This window comes from Actinocorallia populi, assembly GCF_002995495.1.
Classification (GTDB): Bacteria; Actinomycetota; Actinomycetes; order Streptosporangiales; family Streptosporangiaceae; genus Actinocorallia; species Actinocorallia populi.
Map to the genome: position 1 here is coordinate 373,951 of NZ_PVZV01000004.1, position 19,229 is coordinate 393,179.

Below are 19,229 nucleotides of genomic sequence, written 5' to 3' on the forward strand. Positions count from 1 at the left end.
GGGGTCACGGCGCCGGAGGCGGATTCATTAGTTACCCTCGCGTACGTGTCAGCAGCAGAACTCTGGGACACCCTGACCGGGGCCGAGCTCATCCGGGCCATCGGTGAGGGGAAGTTCCCGCAAGTGACCGATGTGTCCGACTACATCGGGCAGGTGATCGTGGGGGCGGAGCCCGGCCGTGTCGAACTGGCCTGGACCCCCGACGTGAAACTCTGCAACCCCGGCGGCACCGTGCACGGCGGGTTCATCGCCACGATCCTCGACAACGCCGTCTGCCTGGCGGCCAGCAGCCTCGGGGACGTCTTCGTGCCGCAGCTCACCCTCAACCTGAACATCGACTACCTGCGGGCGGTCCAGGCGGGCGAGACCTACCGCGTCATCGGCACCGTCACCCACGCGGGGCGCTCCCGCACGGTCTCCGCCGCCACCCTGTTCGACGCGCGGGACCGGGCGTGCGCCGCCGCCACGGCGAGCGTCACCGGGAACCAGATCTTCGCCAGGGACCGGAAGTCCGCCGACGGCGCATAGTGTTGGGTCATGGTGGATCCGCTGAAGGCACTGGACACGGTCAAAGACCTGCGTGAGCGGCGCCACGCCCCGCTGGTCCTGGAACTCGACCTCTCCGACGGGCTCGTCGAAGGCGCCCAGCCGGACCCGCTCGCGGCGCTGATGGGCGCCCGGCGGGTGCACCTGCGGGACGTGGTCGAGGGCCTGCGCAAGGCCCGCCGCGACCCGCGGGTCAAGGCGCTCGTCGCCAAGGTCGGCGGCCCGGTCGGGCTGGCCATGGTGCAGGAGCTGCGCGAGGCCGTCGCCGGGTTCAGGGCGGCCGGCAAGAGCGCCGTCGCCTGGACGGAGACGTTCGGCGAGACCGGGCAGGGCACGACCTCCTACTACCTGGCCACGGCCTTCGAGAAGATCTACCTCCAGCCGTCGGGCGACGTCGGGGTCACCGGCATCGCGTTGTCCGAGCCGTTCCTCAAGGACGCGCTCGACCGGGCCGGCGTCGCCTTCCGGTTCGGCAAGCGCGCCGAGTACAAGACGGCGCCCAACACGTTCCTGGAGAACGACTACACCGCCGAGCACGCCGAGGCGTCCCGGCGGATGGTCGAGTCGCTCGGCGGGCAGATCGCCGCCGGGATCGCCCAGGCGCGCGGCCTGTCCGAGGACAAGGTGCGCGAGCTGATCGACCGGGCGCCGCTGACGGCGGCCGAGGCGCTCGACGCCGGGCTCGTCGACGAGCTCGCCTACCGGGACGAGGTGTACGCGCACGTCCGTCGGCGGGCAGGCAAGGAGGCGCGGCTGCAGTACGTCTCCCGGTACAACCGGTCCGGCCTCTCCGGCAGGCTCCCGTCCGGCGGCAAGGAGGCCGTCGCGCTCGTCCAGGCGGGCGGGATGATCAGGCTGGGCCGCTCCGGGCGCGGGCCGGTGCCCGGACAGGGCGGGGCCGTCGGGTCCGACACGCTCGCCGCCGCGATCCGCGCCGCGACCAGGGACCCGAAGATCAAGGCGATCGTCATGCGGGTGAACAGCCCCGGCGGGTCCTACGTCGCCTCCGACGCCGTCTGGCGCGAGGTGAACCTGGCCCGCGAGGCGGGCAAGCCCTTCGTCGTCTCGATGGGCAACCTGGCGGCGTCCGGCGGCTACTTCATCTCCATGGCCGCCGACACGATCGTCGCCCAGCCCGGGACGCTCACCGGGTCCATCGGCGTGTACTCCGGCAAGCCCGTCGTCAGCGAGCTGATGGAGCGGCTCGGGGTGAACTTCGGCAGCGCCGCGTTCGGGCGGCACGCGGAGATGAACTCCACCACGCGGGACTTCACCGACAGCGAGTGGGAGCGGCTCGACCACTCCCTCGACCGCATCTACGCCGACTTCACCGCCAAGGCGGCCCGCGGCCGCGGCATGGAACTCGCCGACCTGGAGCGGCTCGCGCGCGGACGCGTGTGGACCGGCGCCGACGCGGTGGACAACGGCCTCGTCGACGAGCTGGGCGGCCTCGACCGCGCCCTCGACCTCGCCCGCCGCAAGGCGGGGCTGCCGGCGAACGCGCCGGTGCGCTCCCTGCCGCACGTCTCGCCGCTCGACCGGTTCCGCCCCGCCGAGTCCAGCGAGGACCGCACGGCCGCCGTCGCCCGCTTCTCCGGCTGGGGTTCGCTGGCCGGGCTCGCGGCGCAGCTCGGCCTGCCCGCGGCGGGCCCGCTGGTGCTGCCGGGGGCCTGGGAACCCCGTTGACCGCGCCGCAGGACTTCACGGCCGCGCTGGCCTCCTTCGCCACCGGGGTCGCCGTGGTGACCGTCAGGGACGGCCGCGACGACATCGGCACCACCGTCACCGCCTTCACCTCGGTGTCGCTCGACCCGCCGATGGTCCTCGTCGGCGTGGCCGAGGAGTCCTACCTGTGCGAGGTGCTGCACCGCCGCGACCGCTGGGCCGTCACGGTGCTCGCCGTGGCCCAGCGGGCCCTCGCCGGGCGCTTCGCCGCCGAAGGCCGCCCCTCGGCGCGGCTGCTGCTCGGCGGCCAGCCCCACCACCGCGGCCCGCGCTCCGAGGCGCTCGTCATCGAAGGCGGGATGGCCGCGGTGGAGTGCGAGACGCGGCTGCGCATCCCGGCGGGCGACCACGTGCTGATCGTCGCGGAGGTCCTCGCAGTGGACTACCTGGACCAGGGCGAACCGCTGATCCGGGTGAACCGCCGCTACCGCTGAACCCGATCCCGGAGGACGGGCCCGGCGGCCGGTCCCGATCGGCAGCGTCCAGCGGGACGGGTTCAGCGGGACGGTCTCGGTCGGCCGGGCTCGGCGGGCAGGGTCCGGCGGGACGGTCTCGGTCGGCCGGGCTCGGCGGGCAGGGGCCAGCGGGCCGGGCTCGGCGGGCCGAGCGGGCCGGGTTCGGTGGGAGGGTCCCGGTCGGACGGGTTCAGCGGGCCGGGCTCAGCGCGGCCAGGGTCGCCTCTCCGGCGGGGTCGGAGTCGACGGAGGCCGCCAGGAGCGCGATCTCGTCGACTCCGGCGCGCGCGTATGCCGCGATGCGTTCGCGGACCGCCTTCTCGTCTCCGACGAGCGCGACGGAGCGGACGAGGTCGACGGGCACGGCGGCGAGGAGCTCCCGCGGGTGCGGGCGGGTGCGGGCGAACGCGACGACGTCCGCGAACCCGGCTTCGACGAACATCTCCGCGTAGCCGGGGGCGGCCAGGTAGCCGACGACGGCGCGCCGGATCTGCTCGATCGCCTCCTCGGACGGGTCGACGGCCGCGGACACCCAGGCGGCGACCTTCGGCACGGGGCGTCCGGCCTCCCGGGCGGCCTCGCGCAGCCGCCCGACGAGGGACGCCGCGGACTCCGGCGTGATCAGGTTGAGGACCATCCGGTCGGCCGCCGCGCCGGCGACCCGCACGGCCCCGTCGCCGAACGCCGCCACCGTCAGCTCCGACTTCGGAGCGTCCAGCCGCAGGCGGTAGCCCCGCGAGCCGACGGTCCGGCCCGTGAAGGCCGGCTTGCCGCCGTCGAGCAGCTCCCGCAGCACCGTGACCGACTCCCGCAGCCGCGTCAACGACCGGCTCCGGTCCCGCCCGTGCCAGGCCTCCACCACCATCGGGCTGGACGTCCCCAGCGCGACGTCCACCCGCCGCCCCGTCAGGTCCGCCACGGAGGCCGCGCCCCGCGCGATCGTCATGGGGTCCCGCACCGGGACGGCCAGCGGCCCCACGGTCAGCCGGATCCGCTCGGTGCGGAGGCCGACGGCGGTGGCCAGGGCGAACGCGTCGTAGGTGGCCATCTCGCCCACCCACAGCTCGTCGTAGCCGAGCCGCTCGGCGGCCTGCGCCGTTGCCAGCGCCTCCCCGGCCGGGCGGTCCTGCCAGAAGCCCAGGGAGACGGTCAGCCGGGGGGTGGTCGCGGAATCCATGGCATGGCTCCAAGGGGCATGTGATTCTTCGGGAGAAGTCAGCCCACAAAGTAGCATCCGTCCCATCCGTGAACGGGTCCGTGGAGTCCACCGCGTGGGTGACGCCTCCGCCGCGCGGGAGAGGGCGTCTCAGGACAGCGGCTCGTAGCAGTCGTAGTTCCGCTGCTCCGCGATGAGCCCACCGCGGAACTCCAGGAACGTCGCTATGTGCGCCCGGATCACGTGCCCGGCGGGGAGCCCGCCGGCCGGCCGGGCGAGCACCCCCGTCCAGCGGACCTCGAGCGCGACGGTGTCGCCGGCGCCGACGGCGTTGAGCACCTCGAACGTCTGGCCGCTCATCCGCTCCCGCCCGGCTTCCGCGCCGCGCAGGACGCCGTCCAGATCCCGGACGGCCCCGTCGGGGAACAGCGCGTTGGGAAGCTCCCGGTGCACGGCGTCCGGGGTGAAGAACGCGGCGAGCTCCGCGCCGGTCGCTCCTCGCCCCACGGCCTCGTGGTAGGCGACGGCCCTTTCGATGTTGGCCGCCGTGCCGCCTTCGGTGGTGTTCTCCATGAGCACAACCGTAGTTGTGCGGCAACAAGAACACAACCATGGTTGTGGAAGTCATCATGGAGGCCATGGACCTCCCCGCAGAGCTCGACATCGGCAGCCTGGCCCTCTTCGTCGGCCTCGCCGCGGCCGAACGCGTCCGCGAGCGGCTGGCCGGGGAGGGGTACGCGGACCTGCGCTTCTCGCACGGCTACGTCTTCCAGCACCTCGTCGAGGGGGAGCCGACCATCTCGGAGCTGGCGGCGCGGCTGGAGATGACCCAGCAGGGCGCTTCGAAGACGGTGGCGGAGCTGGAGGGCCGGGGCTACGTGGAACGTTTCCCCGACCCCTCCGACGCCAGGATCCGCAGGGTGCGCCTCACCGGGAGGGGCCGGGCCGCGGTGGAGGCGGCCCGCCGGATCCGGGCGGCCCAGGAGGCGTCTCTGGCCGAGGCGCACGGCGCGGAGCGCCTGGCCGGAGCGCATGCGCTGCTCGTCGAACTCCTCGAGGCACTCGGCGGCGCCGAGGCCGTCAGACGGCGCGGCGTGCGGCCCGCGTAGGGACCGGAGGCCGGGCCGCTCAGGCGGAGCGGCGGAGTTCGCGGCGGGCGCGGTCGGCCAGCTCGTAGATCTTCGCCTCGGTCTCGCGCAGGTCGGCCTCCGCCCTGGCGGTGCGCTCGGCGGCGGCGCGCTCGCGGCGGGTGGGCGTGTGCGCGTGGTGCTTGCCGGTCTTCCGCTTGAACTTCGTGAAGAGCTTCATACGGGAGGAATGCCCGCTCAAGCCCGGGAACATACCAAAATGTGGTTGTCCTCTCACTCTCCGACAGCGGGTTTGAGACCTGCGCCCACCGCCCCGCACCGCCTAAAGTGGACGCCATGGCAGCAGAGCCGGCAAGCGCCCGCGTCGACACCTGGTTGTGGTCGGTCCGCCTGACCAAGACCCGCTCGCTGGCCTCCGAGGTCTGCCGCGCGGGCCACGTCAAGGTCAACGGCACCCGCGTCAAGCCCGCCCGCGCCGTCAAGCCCGGCGACGAGATCCACTTCCGCCATGACGGCCGCGACCGCATCGTCGTCGTCACCCGCGTCATCACCAAGCGCGTCGGCGCCCCCGTCGCCGCCGAGTGCTACATCGACAAGAGCCCCCCGCCCCCCGCCAAGGAGCAGCTCCTGGGCGTCCCCGTCCGCGACCGCGGCGCGGGCCGCCCCACCAAGCGCGAACGCCGCAGCATCGAGAGGCTCTTCGGCCGTCCCACGGGGTAGCCGTCTCGCGGGCGGGCCCGACCGGAGCACGGTGCCCGGTCTCGCGGGTGTGCCTCAGCCGGAGCACAACGCCGGTGCTCCGGGGCGCCGGCAGGTGTTGGAGTCGAAGTCGCGCAGGCCCTTGCCGGGTGCCTTCCAGGTCTGGAGGACCTTCCCCGCGGCGTCGAACGCGGTGATGGAGCGGATCCGGTCCTGCGGCCGGACCATGACGTCGATGTCGTCGGTCTTTGCGTAGCGGCTGCCGATGCGGGCGAGGAAGTGGCCGTCCCGCAGGACGGCGTCGGCGCGGCGGTCCCGGTTCCAGACGACCTCGATCCGTGCGACGTCCGGTTTGAAGCGGCCGGTGACCAGGTGGTGGAGGCCGTCGTAGGAGGTGCCCCGGCCGTTCTCGCCGACCCGGGTCAGGAAGGCGGTGGAGTCGACGCGCAGCTTTCCGGGAAAGGACGACAGGCCGCGCGAGATGTCCCCGGGCCAGGGGAGGAAGTACGGCGGCTCGGTGCTCAGCTCGTTCTGCACGGCGCAGAGCACGAAACCCCCGGGGCTGCCGACGGCCGCCACCGTCTCCGCGCCCGCTTCGGTGCTCACCAGGACCCGGAAGTCCGATGGCCGCCCCTTCTTCGGCAGCAGGTGGGGGCCGCCCATCCCGCCCGTCGGGGGGCCGTGGTGCATGCAGGCGTTGACGAGCCGCCGCTCGTCGGCCGCGGCGGTGTCCGGCGCGGCCGTCGCCGCGGGAGGGGCGGGCCGGACCGTCTCCCCGCCCCCGAGGAGCAGCAGCGGGGCGGTGGCGGCCGCCACGGCGGTCAGGGCCGCGGCCGTGCGGACGCGGCGGCGGCCGCCGGCCCGGCGCAGGGCCCGCTCCGCCAGGCCGGCCGGGTCGTGGACGGGGTCGGCGCGGTCGGCGATGCGGGTGAGGGCTTCGGTGAGCAGCCTGCCGTTGTCCTCGGGGTTCATGACATCTCCAGGTGGACGGCGAGATCCGGGGCGAGTTCGCGGAGGCGGGCGAGCGCCTTGTGGGCCTGGCTGCGCACCGTTCCCACCGAGCAGCCCATGATCGAGGCGATCTCCGCCTCGGGGAGGTCCTCGAAGTAGCGGAGCACGATCACCGCGCGTTTGCGCGGGGGGAGGGCGAACAGGGCGCGTTCCAGCGACACCCGCAGGTCGACGTCCGCGTCGTGGTGGACGCCCTCGGGCGGTGAGCCGGTCGCGTACTCCCGTCCGCGCCGGCGCCACCGGCTGACCTGGTCGTGGTACATGGCCTTGCGCACGTACGCCTCGGGGCTGTCCCGGACGGACCGCCACCTGGCCGCGGTCTTGGCGAGCGCGTTCTGCAGCAGCTCCTCGGCGGCGTGCTGGTCGCCGGTGAGCACGTAGGCGGTCCTGATCAGACTGCCTGACCGTGCGGCGACGAACGCGGTGAAGCTCTCGCGTGCTTCCTGGTTCACGGCGGGGCCTCCCTCTTCACCCCTCAAGACGCGGAGGCGCCGCGGAACTATGCCGGCCCGGTACGGAAAAAGCCTTCCCGGCAAGTCGTGATCTACAAGGTAAAGGCGACGGATCGGACGCCCGATCAAAGGTCCACCGGAAAGACGAAAAGGCCCCATCCCCGAAGAGATGGAGCCTTTTCCGCTGTGCGCCGCCAGGGACTCGAACCCCGGACCCGCTGATTAAGAGTCAGCTGCTCTAACCAACTGAGCTAGCGGCGCGGGTGGTGTGAGAGCGGCTTCCGCCCCTCTCGACATGAGAACACTACCAGCAGGCGGGGGAGTGCGCGAACCGATATCGGGTGGTCAGTCCGTGAAGACCGGGGGGCGGCCGTCCTTGCGGGCGCGGATGGACTCCTCGAAGTTGCGGGTGGTGAGGCGGACGAGGAGCTGGGCGGTGCCCTCCTGCTCCAGGTGGGACTGGAGGCCGGCGGTGTCGAGGCTGGACCAGAGCATGCGCTTGGTGAGCTCGACGCCCAGGCGGCTGTAGGCGGCGATGCGGGAGGCGAGGGCGTAGGCGGTCTCCAGGAGGTCGGGGCCGGGGACGGTCTGGGAGACCAGGCCGATGCGGGCCGCCTCCTCGGCGCCGACGTCGCGGCCGGAGAGCATGATCTCGAAGGCGCGGGAGGCGCCGATGGCGCGGGGGAGCAGGTAGGACAGGCCGAGTTCGGCGGCGGTGAGGCCGTTGTTGATCCCGGCGGCGCGGAAGAGGGCGGTCTCGGCGGCGAAGCGGATGTCGGTGGCCATGGCCAGGCACATGCCGCCGCCGACGGCGGGGCCGTTGATCGCGCCGATGACGGGCTGGTGCGCCTTGCGCAGGGCCAGGACGACGTCCTCGAGCTCCTCCATGGCACGCCGGGCGATGGAGGGCAGGGTGAGGCCGTCGATGTCGGGGAGCGGCCCGGGGTCCTCCAGGTCGGCGCCGGAGCAGAAGCCGTCGCCCGCGCCGGTCAGCACGATGACGCGGACGTCGTTGTCGCGGCTGACCCGCTCGATCGTCTCCCGGAGCGGGATCATGACGTCGAAGGCCATGGCGTTGCGGCGCTCCGGGCGGTTCAGGGTGACCAGGGCGACGCCTTCGCGGGGGCGGTCCAGCAGAACATAGCTCATGGACGCGAAAGTAGAACAGGTTCTATGGCAATGACAATAGCCTTCCAGGTTCGTGGGAACGTGTTATCACCGCTTGCGCCAGGCCGTCTGCAGGGCGTCGATCTCCTGCTGGTCGAGCTCGACGAGCAGGTCGGAGGAGGTGAAGCCGCCGGCGTCCTCGGTGCGGGCGTGCGCCACCAGGCCCGCCAGGGCGGCCTCCAGCGCCTCGGACAGGGCGCGCACGTCGGCCTCCGAGAGCAGGGCGTCCGGCCACGTCCAGGTGAAGGACAGGCAGGGGCCGTCCGGGCGGTCGTGCGTCACGGCGGTGATCTCCAGGACGTGCGCCATGGGCATGCGCGGGTCCTCGCCGGCCGGCAGCTCCTCGGGCGCGGGGCTCCAGTCGTCCGCGGAGGAGGCGAACCGGCCCAGGTAGTTGAACGCCAGCTGCGGCCGCGGCAGGTCGCCCAGCTCCTCGGCGGCCTCCCTGTTGAGGTGGCGCAGCAGGCCGTAGCCGATGCCGTTGTCGGGGATGCGGCGGAGCTGCTCCTTGACGGCCTTGAGCGCCAGCCCCGCGGCGGGGCCCCCGGACACCGCCTCCTGCCAGTCGGCGGTGCCGGGGTCGAGGCGGACCGGGTAGAGGGTGGTGAACCAGCCGACGGTGCGGGACAGGTCGACGCCCGGCACGATCTCCTCGCGGCCGTGGCCCTCCAGGTCCAGCAGCACGCCGGTCCCCCGGCCGCCGCGCTGCCTGCGCCAGTGGGCCACGGCCAGCGCGAGGCCCGTCAGCAGCACGTCGTTGATCTGCCCGTGGAACGCCGCCGGGACGGTGGTCAGCAGCGGCTCGGTGATCTCGGGCGGCAGCGAGCCGCTCAGGTGGCGCGCCGTCGCGGCCGTGTCCACGGCGGGGTCGAGGCCGCGACGGCCCAGCTTCGGGTTGGGGCCTTCGACCAGGTCGAGCCAGGTGTCGAGCTCCTCGGCGCGGCGGGGATCGGTGGCCTCGGCGGTGAGTTTCTGCGCCCAGCGCCGGAACGAGGTCGGGACGGGTGCGAGCGGGGCGTCGGACGCCCACGCGGAGACCAGGTCGGGCAGCAGGATGCGCCAGGAGACGCCGTCCACGACGAGGTGGTGCAGCATCACCAGCAGCCGCCCCTGGTCGTCCGGGCCCGCGTCGAACCAGACCAGCTGGGCCAGCGGACCCGTCTCGGGGTTCAGCCGGGCGGCCGCGGCCTTCGCCTCGGCCGTGATCGTGGCGGCGTCGATCCCTTCGGCGCGGCGGACGAGCCCCTCGGCGGAGACGTCCCCGACGGGCTGCACGAACGGCCGCCCGTCCTCCAGCCGCAGCCGCAGCATGTCGTGGTGGTCCAGGACGGCCTGCAGGGCCTGCGTCGTCCGCTCGACTCCGAGCCCCGGAGGCACGCGCAGCAGCACGGACTGCTGGAACCCGTCGCTGACGCCGCCCAGCTCCCGCAGCCACGCCATGATCGGCGTGGTCGGCAGGGGCCCGGTGCCGGTCCCGGGAGGTTCGGTCTCGACCTGGTCGCCTTCGCCCGCCGGGCGGGCGGCCTCGGCGAGCTCCGCGACCGTCTGGAGCTGGAACACCTCGCGGGGCGTGATGAGGAGCCCCGATTGGCGGGCCCGCGACACGAGCTGGATGGCGATGATCGAGTCGCCGCCCAGGTCGAAGAACCCGTCGTCGACGCCGACCCGCGGCAGTCCCAGCACCTCGGCGAACAGTGCCGCGAAGGTCTCCTCGGCCTCGTTGAGCGGCTTCCTGCCGTCGGTGCCGACGGGCGCCGCCGGTTCGGGCAGGGCGTCGCGGTCGAGCTTGCCGTTGACGGTCAGCGGCAGTACGTCCAGCTCGTGGAACACCGCCGGGACCATGTGGACGGGCAGCCGTTGACCGAGGTACCGCCGAAGATCCGCGGTGTCGATGGCTTCGCCGGGTCCGGGCACGACATAGGCCACGAGTCTCTGGTCGCGGGCGACGACCGCGACGCCGGACAGCCGGGGATGCTCGGCGAGCGCGGCCTCGATCTCACCCAGCTCGATCCGGAAACCGCGGATCTTCACCTGGAAGTCGGCGCGTCCCAGGTACTCCAGGGCCCCGTCGGACTGCCACCGGGCGAGGTCCCCCGACCGGTACATGCGGCTCCCGGGCGTCCCGTGCGGGTCGGCGACGAACCGCTCCGCCGACAGTCCAGGACGGTTCAGGTAACCGCGAGCCAGTCCGGGCCCGGCGATGTACAGCTCGCCCACGACCCCCGGAGGGACGGGTTGGAGCCGCTCGTCGAGCACGTAGACGCGCAGGTCGGGGAGGCCCGTGCCGATGATCGAACCGGGTGCCGTCAGGCAGTACGCCTCGTCGAGCGCGATGTAGGAGACGTGCACGGTGGTCTCGGTGATGCCGTACATGTTGACCAGTACGGCGTCCTGCCGGGCGGCGTACCAGTCCCGCAACCGGCCGAGTTCGAGCGCTTCACCGCCGAAGACGACGTACCGCAGCGCCAGATCGCGCCCGTCGTCGACGGCCATCAGCTGGTAGAAGGCGGAAGGCGTCTGGTTCAGGACGGTGACGCGTTCGTGGAAGAGCAGTTCGAGGAAGTCCTCCGGGCTGCGCGACGTCGCGTAAGGCACGACGACCAGGCGGCCTCCGTACAGCAGCGAACCCCACAGCTCCCAGACGGAGAAGTCGAAGGCCGTCGAGTGGAAGAGCGTCCATACGTCGTTCGGGCCGAAGGAGAACCATGGATCGGTGGTCTTCAGCAGCCGGATGACGTTCTCGTGGGGGACGACCACGCCCTTGGGACGTCCGGTGGAGCCCGACGTGTAGATCACGTACGCCGGGTTGCCCGGGTCGATCCGCACCTCGGGGGGAGTGGAAGGCCGGTCGGAGGCGGCCGCCAGGACGGCGGCGTCGACGGCCAGGACCGGCTCGCTGTCCGCCAGCATGTAGTCGATCCGGTCCGCCGGGTAGTCGGGGTCGATCGGCACGTAGGCCGCGCCCGTCTTCAGCACGCCCAGCAGCGCGATGATCAGCTCCGTCGAACGCGGAAGCGCGACGGCCACGAACTTCTCCGGGCCCGCGCCGCGTTCGATCAGCAGGTGCGCGAGCCGGTTGGCGCGGGCTTCCAGCTCGGCGTACGTGAGGCGCTCGTCCTCGTAGGTGACGGCCACCGCGTGCGGAGCGCGCACGGCCTGCGCGTGGAAGACCGCCGGGATCGTCGTGTGCTCGAACGCCTCGGCCGCCTCGAACGGCTCGGCCGTCCCGCCGCCCCACGTTTCCAGGATCGTCCTGCGCTCGGCGTCGTCGAGGAGCGGCGCGGTGCTGATCGGCGCGTCCGGGGCGGCGAGGAGCCCCTTGAGCAGCCGCTCGAACCGGGCGACGAACTCCCGTGCCGTGGCCGGGTCGTACAGGTCGAGGGCGTATTCGAGCTCGCCGTCGAACCCCGCCGGAGCTCCCGAGGGGGTGAACCGCTCGGTGAGGGCCACCAGCAGGTCGAACCGGGCGACGGTCGCATGCAGCGGTTCCACCTCGGCGGTGAACCCCGGCAGCTCCAGCTTGGCCTCGGGGTTGTTCTGGAAGGCGAGCCCGTTCTGGAAGAGCGGGTGGCGCCCCAGGTGGCGGGGCGGGTTCAGGACCTCCACGAGCCGTTCGAACGGCAGGTCCTGGTGGGCGTACGCGGCCAGCCCGCCTTCGCGTACGCGGCCGACCAGCTTGCGGAAGGTGGGGTCGCCGGAGGTGTCGGTGCGCAGGACGAGCATGTTCGCGAACATGCCGATCAGGTCGTCCAGCGCGGCGTCGGTGCGCCCCGCGATGGGGGAGCCGATCGGGATGTCGGTGGCTCCGCTCAGCCGGGACAGCAGCGTCGCGTACGCCGCCTGGACGACCATGAACTCCGACGACCGGGTCTCCCGCGCCAGCGCGGAGATCCGGGCCTGGACGGCGGCGTCCAGCGTGAACCGCAGGGTCCCGCCGCGGAAGGACGCCTCGTCGGGGCGGGGCCGGTCGGCCGGCAGCGCCAGCTCGTCGGGAAGCCCCGCCAGGGTCTCGCGCCAGAAGGCGATCTGCCGGGACAGCAGGCTGCCGGGGTCGTCCTCGGAGCCGAAGAGCTCCTGCTGCCACAGCGTGTAGTCGGCGTACTGGACGGGCAGCGCCTGCCAGCCGGGTTCGCCGCCTTCGGCGCGGGCGACGTACGCGGTGATGACGTCGCGTGCCAGGGGGGCCAGGGACCAGCCGTCGTTGGCGATGTGGTGCATCACCAGGAGCGCGATGTGCTGGTCGGGGGCGAGCCGGAACAGGTGGGCGCGCAGCGGCGGCTCCACCGAGATGTCGAAGCCGTGTCCTGCGGCCTGGGCCAGCAGGGCGGGGAGCGTCGCCGCGGTGGCCTCGGCGTACTGGACCCGCGGTCGCGCCGCGGCCGTGTCCAGGATCTGCTGCCGGGGGACTCCTCCGGAGTCCGGGAAGATCGTGCGGAGGGTCTCATGCCGTTCGACGACGTCCCCGAGCGCTCGCTGGAAGGCGTCACGGTCGAGTTCTCCGGTCAGGCGCAGCGCGATCGGCATGTTGTACGTCGCCGAGGGACCTTCGAACTTGTTGAGGAACCACAGCCTCTGCTGCGCGTACGACAACGGGATCTGCGCCGGACGCGGTACCGGGAGCAGCGCCGGACGGGATGCGGCGGTGTCCTCCAGCAGCGCGCTGAGCCCCGCCACGGTGGGCGTCTCGAACAGCGCGCGCACCGGAAGTTCGGTGCCGAGCGCGGCGCGGGCCTTGGTGACGACGCGCATCGCCAGCAGCGAGTTGCCGCCGAACAGGAAGAAGTCGTCGTCGATCCCGATGCGTTCCGTGCCGAGCAGTTCGGCGAAGATCCCGGCGAGGACGCGTTCTCGCTCGTCGCGCGGAGGCCGGTAGGCGGTCTTGGCGAGCGCGGACGGATCCGGCTTCGGCAGGCTCTTGACGTCGACCTTGCCGTTGCTCGTCAGCGGCAGGGAGTTCAGCACGGTCAGCGCGGCGGGGACCATCGACTCGGGCAGGTGCTGCCGGACGAAGCTCAGCAGCTCCGCAGGGTCGATGACGGCTCCCGGAGCGGGCACCACGTAGGCGACGAGCCGGGGGTCGGCGGCCTCCGCCACGCGCCGCCGCACCTTGTCGCGGACCTCGGAGGCGCCCGGCAGGTCGAAGGATTCGATCGTGCGGGACGGATCGTCGCTCGCCGCCTCCAGCATCAGCCGCAGCCATGCGGCCAGACGCTCGGCGGTCGCGTCGGTGAACAGGTCCGTCGCGTAGTCGATCCGCCCGGCGAGCCCGCCCTCGTCTGTGGGCTCGAACTGGAACTCCAGGTCGAACTTGGCGACGCCCGGGTCGATGTCCTGCCTGCCGATGGTGAGGCCGTCCAGTTCCACCCGCGCCGGAGGGTTGTTCTGCAGCGTGAGCATCACCTGGAACAGCGGGTGGCGGGACAGCGAACGCGCCGGGTTCAGCAGCTCCACGATCCGCTCGAAGGGCAGGTCCTGGTGGGCGTAGGCGGCGAGGTCGGTGTCGCGCACCCGGGCCAGCAGCTCCTGGAAGGAGGGGTCGCCGGAGGTGTCGGCGCGCAGGACGAGCGTGTTGACGAAGACGCCCACCATGCCGTCCAGCTTCTCGTCGGTACGGCCGGCGATGGGGGAGCCGAGGGGGATGTCGTTTCCCGCGCCGAGCCGGGTCAGCAGCGCGCTGAGCGCGGTTTGCAGCACCATGAACAGGCTCGCCTGCGAGGCGCGGGCCAGCTTCTGCAGGTTCTCGTGCAGGCGCCGGTCCAGTGTGAAGGTGTGCGCTCGGCCCTGGTACGACGCGATGGGCGGCCGTTCGTGGTCGAGGGGGAGCGGCAGCTGGTCGGGCAGGCCCGCGAGTGTCTTCTTCCAGTGGTCGGCCTGCCGGGAGGCCAGGCTTTCCGGGTCGTTCTCGTCGCCGAAGAGGTCCCGCTGCCATGCCGCGTAGTCGCGGTACTGGACCGGAAGCGGAGCCAGAGGTGAGCCCGTGTAGGCGGTGATGACGTCGTGGGCGAGCGGCGCCATCGACCATCCGTCGCCCGTGATGTGGTGGATCACCAGCAGCAGGACGTGCTCGTCGGGGGAGATCCGGTAGAGGTGCGCGCGGATCGGGATCTCGCGGGCGAGGTCGAATCCGCGTGACGCCTCTTCGGTGAGCACCGCGACGAGGTCCGCCTCGGCGATGTCCGACACGGTCAGGGAGGGTTCTTCGTCGAGCACGCGCTGGCACGGTTCCTCGTCCACCTCGACGAAGACCGTCCGCAGCGCCTCGTGGCGGGCGACGACCGCTCGCAGCGCGTTCTCCATCGCCGTCACGTCGACCTGGCCGCTCAGCCGCAGGCAGATCGGCATGTTGTACGTCGCGGACGGGCCTTCCAGCCGGTCGAGGAACCACAGGCGGCGCTGCGCGTAGGAGACGGGGGCGAGCTCGGGGTGCTCGCGGCGCTCCAGCGGCGGGCGTTCGCTGCCGCCCCGGCGGGCGGCCACGGCGGCCAGTCCCGCCACGGTCGGGTTCTCGAACAGGTCCGGCACGGTCAGGTCGACGCCGAGCGTCGTGCGTGCCCGCGACACCAGCCGGGTGCCGATCAGCGAGTCGCCGCCGAGCGCGAAGAAGTCGTCGTCCGCACCCACCTCGGGCAGCGCCAGCAGTTCGGCGAAGATCCCGGCGAGGATCTCCTCGTGCGGGGTGCGCGGCGCGCGGCCCGCCGTGGTGGCGAACTCCGGCGAGGGCAGGGCCTTCAGGTCGAGCTTGCCGCTCGGCGTACGCGGATAGGCGTCCATGAGGACGACCGCCGCGGGGACCATGTGGTCGGGCAGCACCGCGGCGGCGTGGCGGCGGAGCTCGGCGGGGTCGGGGCCGGACCCGGTGACGTAGGCCACGAGCCGCTTGTGCCCGCCGTCCTCGCGGACCGCGACGACCGCGCCGGAGACCTGCGGGTGCCGTGCCAGGACGGTTTCGATCTCGCCCGGTTCGATGCGGAAACCGCGGATCTTCACCTGCGCGTCGGCCCGGCCGACGTAGTCCAGGACGCCGTCGGGGCGCCGACTGGCCAGGTCGCCCGTGCGGTACATGCGCGCACCGGGCTCGAACGGGCACGCCACGAACCGTTCGGCGGTCATCCCCGGGCGGTCGAGGTAGCCGCGGGCCAGGCCCGCCCCGGCCAGGTAGAGCTCGCCCGGCACCCCGTCGGGGACCGGCCGGAGCGCGCCGTCGAGGACGTAGGCGCGGGTGCCGCGGACCGGGCCGCCGATGGGCGTGCCCCGGCCGTGGGGCAGCGTTCCGAAGGTGGCGGCGATGGTGGTCTCGGTGGGCCCGTAGCCGTTGGTCAGGCGTCTGCCGCCGGCCCAGCCGGCCACCAGTTCCTCCGAGACGGCTTCGCCGCCCACGGTGAGGCCGTGCAGCTCCGGCAGTCCCTCCGGGTCCACGGTGGCCAGCGCGGAGGGGATGACCAGAGCATGGGTGACCTCGGAGAGCAGCGCGTGGAGCTGCTCCCCGGCCTGGACGCCGGGCGGGGCGATCACCAGCGACGCGCCCGACCAGAACGCCATGAGCAGTTCGAGCGACGAGGCGTCGAAGCCGGGGGAGGAGAGCAGGAGGACCCGCGAGTCCCCGGTGACCTCCCAGAAACCGGCCTGGCTCAGGGCGAGGCTCGCCAGTCCCCGGTGCGGGACGACGACGCCCTTCGGCCTGCCGGTGGAGCCCGAGGTGTAGATGAGGTACGCGGCCTCGTCGGGATGCGGGTCGTGGCGGACGGGGGTGCCGGTGCTCTCGTGGTCCTGGTGGTCCTCGTAGCAGTGCCAGTCGGCTTCCGGGAGGCCGTCCAGGTGCTGCGACGAGGTGAGGTGGAGGGCGGGACGGCAGTCGTCGAGCATGTAGCGCAGCCGGTCGGCCGGGTAGGCGGGGTCCAGCGGCACGTGGGCGGCGCCGGTCTTGCCGACCGCGACGACGGAGACGACCAGGGCGAGCGACCGGGGGAGGGCGAGGGCGACGAACTGGCCGGGACCGGCGCCCTTCTCCAGCAGGAAGCGGGCGAGCCCGTCGGCGGCGGCCTCCAGTTCGGCGTAGGTGAGGGTCTGCTCGCCGTACCGGGCCGCGATCGCGTGCGGCCGGTTTCCGGCCTGCTCCTCGACCAGCCGGGCGAAGCTCACCGGCGGGGCGGCGGGGCCGCCGTCCAGCGGCGGGGCTTCCGCCCCGAATCCGATCCGTGCGATCGGCGTCTCTGGGTCGGCTCCGGCGAGGGCCTCCAGGCAGCCCAGGAAGCCGTCCCGCAGCCGGGCGAGGTCCTCGGGCTCGTAGAGGCCGGTGTTGCCGTCGAAGTCGATCCGCAGTTCGTCCTCGAACCCGTCGTAGACGTTGATCGAGAGGTCCTGCGTCGGTCCCAGCGACAGCACCTTCAGGTCGACCCGCGCGTCGGGCAGCGAGACCTTCCGGTCCATCCGCAGGATGTTGACGACGGGCCCGTACAGCGGCCTCGGGTCGTGGGTGAGCTGCAGTTCGCGGCGCAGCTCCTCGTAGCGGTAACGCTGCCTGCGCAGGAGCTGCCCGGCGTCGCGGGTGACCCGCCTGACCAGTTCGGCCACGCTCATCGACGGCTCCAGCCCGACCCGCAGGGGCAGGACGTTCGACGTCATGGCGGGCGTCCGGCGGGCCGCCGGCGTCGTGCGGGCCGTCACCGGCAGTCCGAGGCTGACGTCGTCGGTCCCGGTCATCCGCCCGGTGTAGGCGGCGGCCGCCGCGAGGACCAGCCCCGGAACGTTCGTGCCCAGCCTGCGGGCGGCTTCCGGCAGGTCGCCCGTGACGGTCCCGCTCTGCCGGTGGAAGCCCGCCGAAGGCGGCGCGGACCGGCCCGACAGGCTCCGCACCTCCGGCAGCTCCTCGAACCTGCCCACCCAGTGGTCGCGGTCCCGCGCGTGCCGCTCGGACCCGGCATAGGCGTGCTCCCCGGCCAGCAGCTCGGTGAGGGACCCCAGCTCGAACCGGGGCTCCTCCCCGCGTGACAGCGCCGTGTAGGCCTCCGCCGCCTGCCGGAGGACGATCTGCCCGCCGTACCCGTCCAGGGCGATGTGGTGCGACCGCACGTAGAAGTACGCGCGTTCCGGCCCCAGGCGCAGCAGCGCCAGCCGGGCCAGGGCGTCGCGGGTCAGGTCGAGCGGCGCGAACAGGTCGTCCCACATCCACCGCAGCGCCGCGTCCTCGGGATCGGCCTCGGCGCCGAAGTCCATCCGCAGGACGGGCTCGATCCGGGAATGGTCCACCGCCTGCCAGGGAATCCCGTCTTCCTCGCCCAGCCGGACCTGCAGCGCCTCGATTTCCCTGAGTGTGCGACCGGCTACCCGGCACAGCAGTTCCGCATCGAACGGACCGGTCAGGTCCGCGTAAAGCCCAATCTTCATCGGAAGCTCGGGGGACAGCTGCTGAGCAGCCCAGATGCTGAACTGAGCGGGGGAGAGAGTAAGCCTTTCCTGCATAAATTCAAGACATTACAGCGGCCATCCGAATGAAGCAAGCTTATCCCTCTCGCTTTACATTGCACTTCGCCATGTACACTTTCTTATTCTGCTGGAGCGTATTCCGCCGTGAATGGCGGCGGGACCGGCCGAGGGGCGCGGCCCCGGCCGCGGCCGCGGCCGCCTTCCGCGGAAAGCCGATCAAGCTCCGGTGCCGGGACCGATAGGTTCTGGGGCGTGGGTGAAGATTTCTGGAGATCAGTGGGATCCGCCGCGGTGCTGGGCGGGCTGGCCGGTGCCGCGCTGGGCGGGCGCGGGGGAGTGCGGCGGACCGCGGCGGGGGTGCTGGCGGGAGCCGTCGGGCTCGGAGCGGCGGAGGCGGTGGCGCGCCGGGGGATGAAGGACGGGGAGATCCCGCCGCTGTGGCAGCGGATCGCGATGAGCGGGGCGGTCTCCGCGCCGCTGGGGTGGCTGGCGGGGAGGGCGGGGGCCTCCACGGGCACGACGGCGTTCGTGGCGGGGAGCGTCGCGGGCGCGCTGGGAGTGCGGCCGCAGAAGGTGCTGCTCGGGCCGGTGGTCGGGATGGCCGCGGGGTGGGCCGGGCGCGACCTGTCCCCGGCGGCGGCGGCCGCGGCGGCGGTCGTGGCGTTCCGCACCGTCTCCTCCGCGCTGTTCCGGGACGCCCAGGTGGAACTCCTCGCCGAACAGGTGACCGCCGAGGAGCTCCCGTTCGTGGTGCCGATGGCGGCGCGCTCGTCCTACGTCGGCACCGGCTACGTCAAGGAGCTCGCCTCCCATCTGGGCGGAGAGTACGTCGAGGACGCGCCCAACGTCGGCATCGTGCCCACCCTCGACGTCCTGGAGGGGCCCGGTTTCACGCCCGGACGGGTGGACCCTCTGGTGCGGGAGTTCTACGAGCACACCAGCCGCTTCGCCCTCGACATCGTGCCCGAATGGCGGACGTGGGTGCGGCCCGGCTACCTGCTGTACCGCACGTTCGTCGCCCGTCCGCTCGGGCAGGCGAACGTCCCGATGAACCAGAAGGAGGCCCAGCGCGGGGTGCGGGGGCGGATCCACACCGTCAACCTCCCCGACCGGCAGCTCCGCGGCTGGATCAGGGCCTACTCCGACACCGACGAGCCCATCTACGTCGGCATCTACACCACCTACCGGCACGCGGGCCGCGGTTACGTCAGCGTCGGCTTCCCCGCCCCGCAGTCCAGCTTCACCGCCACGCTGGCGCCGCTGGCCAGGACCGACGGCGGCCTGACGCTCACCAGCACCAGCGACCTGCCCCACCCCGGCCACTACCTCACCTACGTGGACCCGGAGAAGGACGAGCTGACCACCCTTTCGGTGAAGGGCTTCTCCGAAAGGCTCGACGTCTACGTCCGCGGCGGCGAGCTGAAGGCCGACCACTCCTTCGCCCTGTTCGGCATCCCGTTCCTGGTCCTGCGCTACCGGATGACCCGCAAATAGCGCACGGGCCGCT

At 72.7% G+C, this 19,229-nt stretch carries 13 protein-coding genes and 1 tRNA gene; 6 read left to right on the plus strand and 8 right to left on the minus strand.

The genetic code is table 11. The annotated features are described in order from the left end of the window. Positions 1 to 45: 45 nt before the first annotated feature. From C2865_RS18475 to C2865_RS18485, 3 genes are read left to right on the plus strand one after another with little or no spacing between them, the layout of a single operon-like run. Positions 46 to 528, plus strand: a complete 483-nt coding sequence (locus tag C2865_RS18475; RefSeq protein ID WP_232835690.1) for a PaaI family thioesterase — start codon at positions 46 to 48, stop codon at positions 526 to 528. A gap of 9 nt (positions 529 to 537) precedes the next feature. Then, entirely contained in the window at positions 538 to 2,232 is a 1,695-nt protein-coding gene (gene sppA, locus C2865_RS18480; protein WP_106399728.1) for a signal peptide peptidase SppA, read from the plus strand. After that, positions 2,229 to 2,705, plus strand: coding sequence for a flavin reductase family protein (locus tag C2865_RS18485; RefSeq protein WP_106399729.1), 477 nt, complete (start codon positions 2,229 to 2,231; stop codon positions 2,703 to 2,705). The genes sppA and C2865_RS18485 overlap by 4 nt, the downstream gene beginning before the upstream one ends. A 211-nt stretch (positions 2,706 to 2,916) precedes the next feature. Here C2865_RS18485 and C2865_RS18490 read toward each other — a convergent pair whose 3' ends face one another. Continuing rightward, the gene (locus C2865_RS18490; protein ID WP_106399730.1) at positions 2,917 to 3,903 is read right to left on the minus strand and encodes an LLM class F420-dependent oxidoreductase; all 987 of its coding nucleotides are present in this window, start codon (positions 3,901 to 3,903) and stop codon (positions 2,917 to 2,919) included. A 129-nt stretch (positions 3,904 to 4,032) separates the two neighbouring features. Then, positions 4,033 to 4,455 carry a nuclear transport factor 2 family protein gene (locus C2865_RS18495; protein ID WP_106399731.1) on the minus strand — a complete coding sequence of 141 codons (423 nt, stop codon included), beginning with the start codon at positions 4,453 to 4,455 and terminating at the stop codon, positions 4,033 to 4,035. A gap of 38 nt (positions 4,456 to 4,493) precedes the next feature. Between C2865_RS18495 and C2865_RS18500 the strand changes: the two genes are divergently transcribed. Beyond that, entirely contained in the window at positions 4,494 to 4,991 is a 498-nt protein-coding gene (locus C2865_RS18500) for a MarR family winged helix-turn-helix transcriptional regulator (protein WP_198653413.1), read from the plus strand. Between the two features lie 19 nt (positions 4,992 to 5,010). Here C2865_RS18500 and C2865_RS18505 read toward each other — a convergent pair whose 3' ends face one another. Then, on the minus strand, positions 5,011 to 5,211 hold the full coding sequence (locus tag C2865_RS18505) for a hypothetical protein (protein ID WP_157963795.1): 201 nt from the start codon (positions 5,209 to 5,211) through the stop codon (positions 5,011 to 5,013). A gap of 95 nt (positions 5,212 to 5,306) precedes the next feature. Here C2865_RS18505 and C2865_RS18510 point away from each other — a divergent pair, with 95 nt between their 5' ends. Further along, the gene (locus tag C2865_RS18510) at positions 5,307 to 5,690 is read left to right on the plus strand and encodes an RNA-binding S4 domain-containing protein (protein WP_106399733.1); all 384 of its coding nucleotides are present in this window, start codon (positions 5,307 to 5,309) and stop codon (positions 5,688 to 5,690) included. 54 nt (positions 5,691 to 5,744) lie between these two features. On the opposite strand, the gene C2865_RS18515 is transcribed toward C2865_RS18510, so the two are convergent. The 5 genes from C2865_RS18515 to C2865_RS18535 form a co-directional block, all read right to left on the minus strand. Then, positions 5,745 to 6,641 carry a hypothetical protein gene (locus tag C2865_RS18515; RefSeq protein ID WP_106399734.1) on the minus strand — a complete coding sequence of 299 codons (897 nt, stop codon included), beginning with the start codon at positions 6,639 to 6,641 and terminating at the stop codon, positions 5,745 to 5,747. Continuing rightward, positions 6,638 to 7,132, minus strand: coding sequence for a SigE family RNA polymerase sigma factor (locus tag C2865_RS18520; RefSeq protein WP_232835691.1), 495 nt, complete (start codon positions 7,130 to 7,132; stop codon positions 6,638 to 6,640). Before C2865_RS18520 ends, C2865_RS18515 begins: the two co-directional genes overlap by 4 nt. 187 nt (positions 7,133 to 7,319) lie before the next feature. Beyond that, positions 7,320 to 7,393 (minus strand) — tRNA-Lys (locus C2865_RS18525). An 84-nt stretch (positions 7,394 to 7,477) separates the two neighbouring features. Next, positions 7,478 to 8,281, minus strand: coding sequence for an enoyl-CoA hydratase (locus C2865_RS18530; RefSeq protein ID WP_106399736.1), 804 nt, complete (start codon positions 8,279 to 8,281; stop codon positions 7,478 to 7,480). 66 nt (positions 8,282 to 8,347) lie between these two features. Further along, positions 8,348 to 17,758, minus strand: a complete 9,411-nt coding sequence (locus tag C2865_RS18535) for a non-ribosomal peptide synthetase (protein ID WP_106399737.1) — start codon at positions 17,756 to 17,758, stop codon at positions 8,348 to 8,350. 216 nt (positions 17,759 to 17,974) lie between these two features. On the opposite strand from C2865_RS18535, the gene C2865_RS18540 reads away from it, so the two are divergent. Continuing rightward, entirely contained in the window at positions 17,975 to 19,216 is a 1,242-nt protein-coding gene (locus C2865_RS18540; protein ID WP_106399738.1) for a hypothetical protein, read from the plus strand. Positions 19,217 to 19,229: the final 13 nt, after the last annotated feature.

Coding starts and splice junctions, on each gene's coding strand:
- C2865_RS18510 (WP_106399733.1), top strand. CDS start 5,307: ATGGCAGCAGAGCCGGCAAGCGCCCGCGTCGACACCTGGTTGTGGTCG.
- C2865_RS18530 (WP_106399736.1), bottom strand. CDS start 8,281: ATGAGCTATGTTCTGCTGGACCGCCCCCGCGAAGGCGTCGCCCTGGTC.
- sppA (WP_106399728.1), top strand. CDS start 538: ATGGTGGATCCGCTGAAGGCACTGGACACGGTCAAAGACCTGCGTGAG.
- C2865_RS18500 (WP_198653413.1), top strand. CDS start 4,494: ATGGTTGTGGAAGTCATCATGGAGGCCATGGACCTCCCCGCAGAGCTC.
- C2865_RS18495 (WP_106399731.1), bottom strand. CDS start 4,455: ATGGAGAACACCACCGAAGGCGGCACGGCGGCCAACATCGAAAGGGCC.
- C2865_RS18515 (WP_106399734.1), bottom strand. CDS start 6,641: ATGAACCCCGAGGACAACGGCAGGCTGCTCACCGAAGCCCTCACCCGC.
- C2865_RS18490 (WP_106399730.1), bottom strand. CDS start 3,903: ATGGATTCCGCGACCACCCCCCGGCTGACCGTCTCCCTGGGCTTCTGG.
- C2865_RS18535 (WP_106399737.1), bottom strand. CDS start 17,758: ATGCAGGAAAGGCTTACTCTCTCCCCCGCTCAGTTCAGCATCTGGGCT.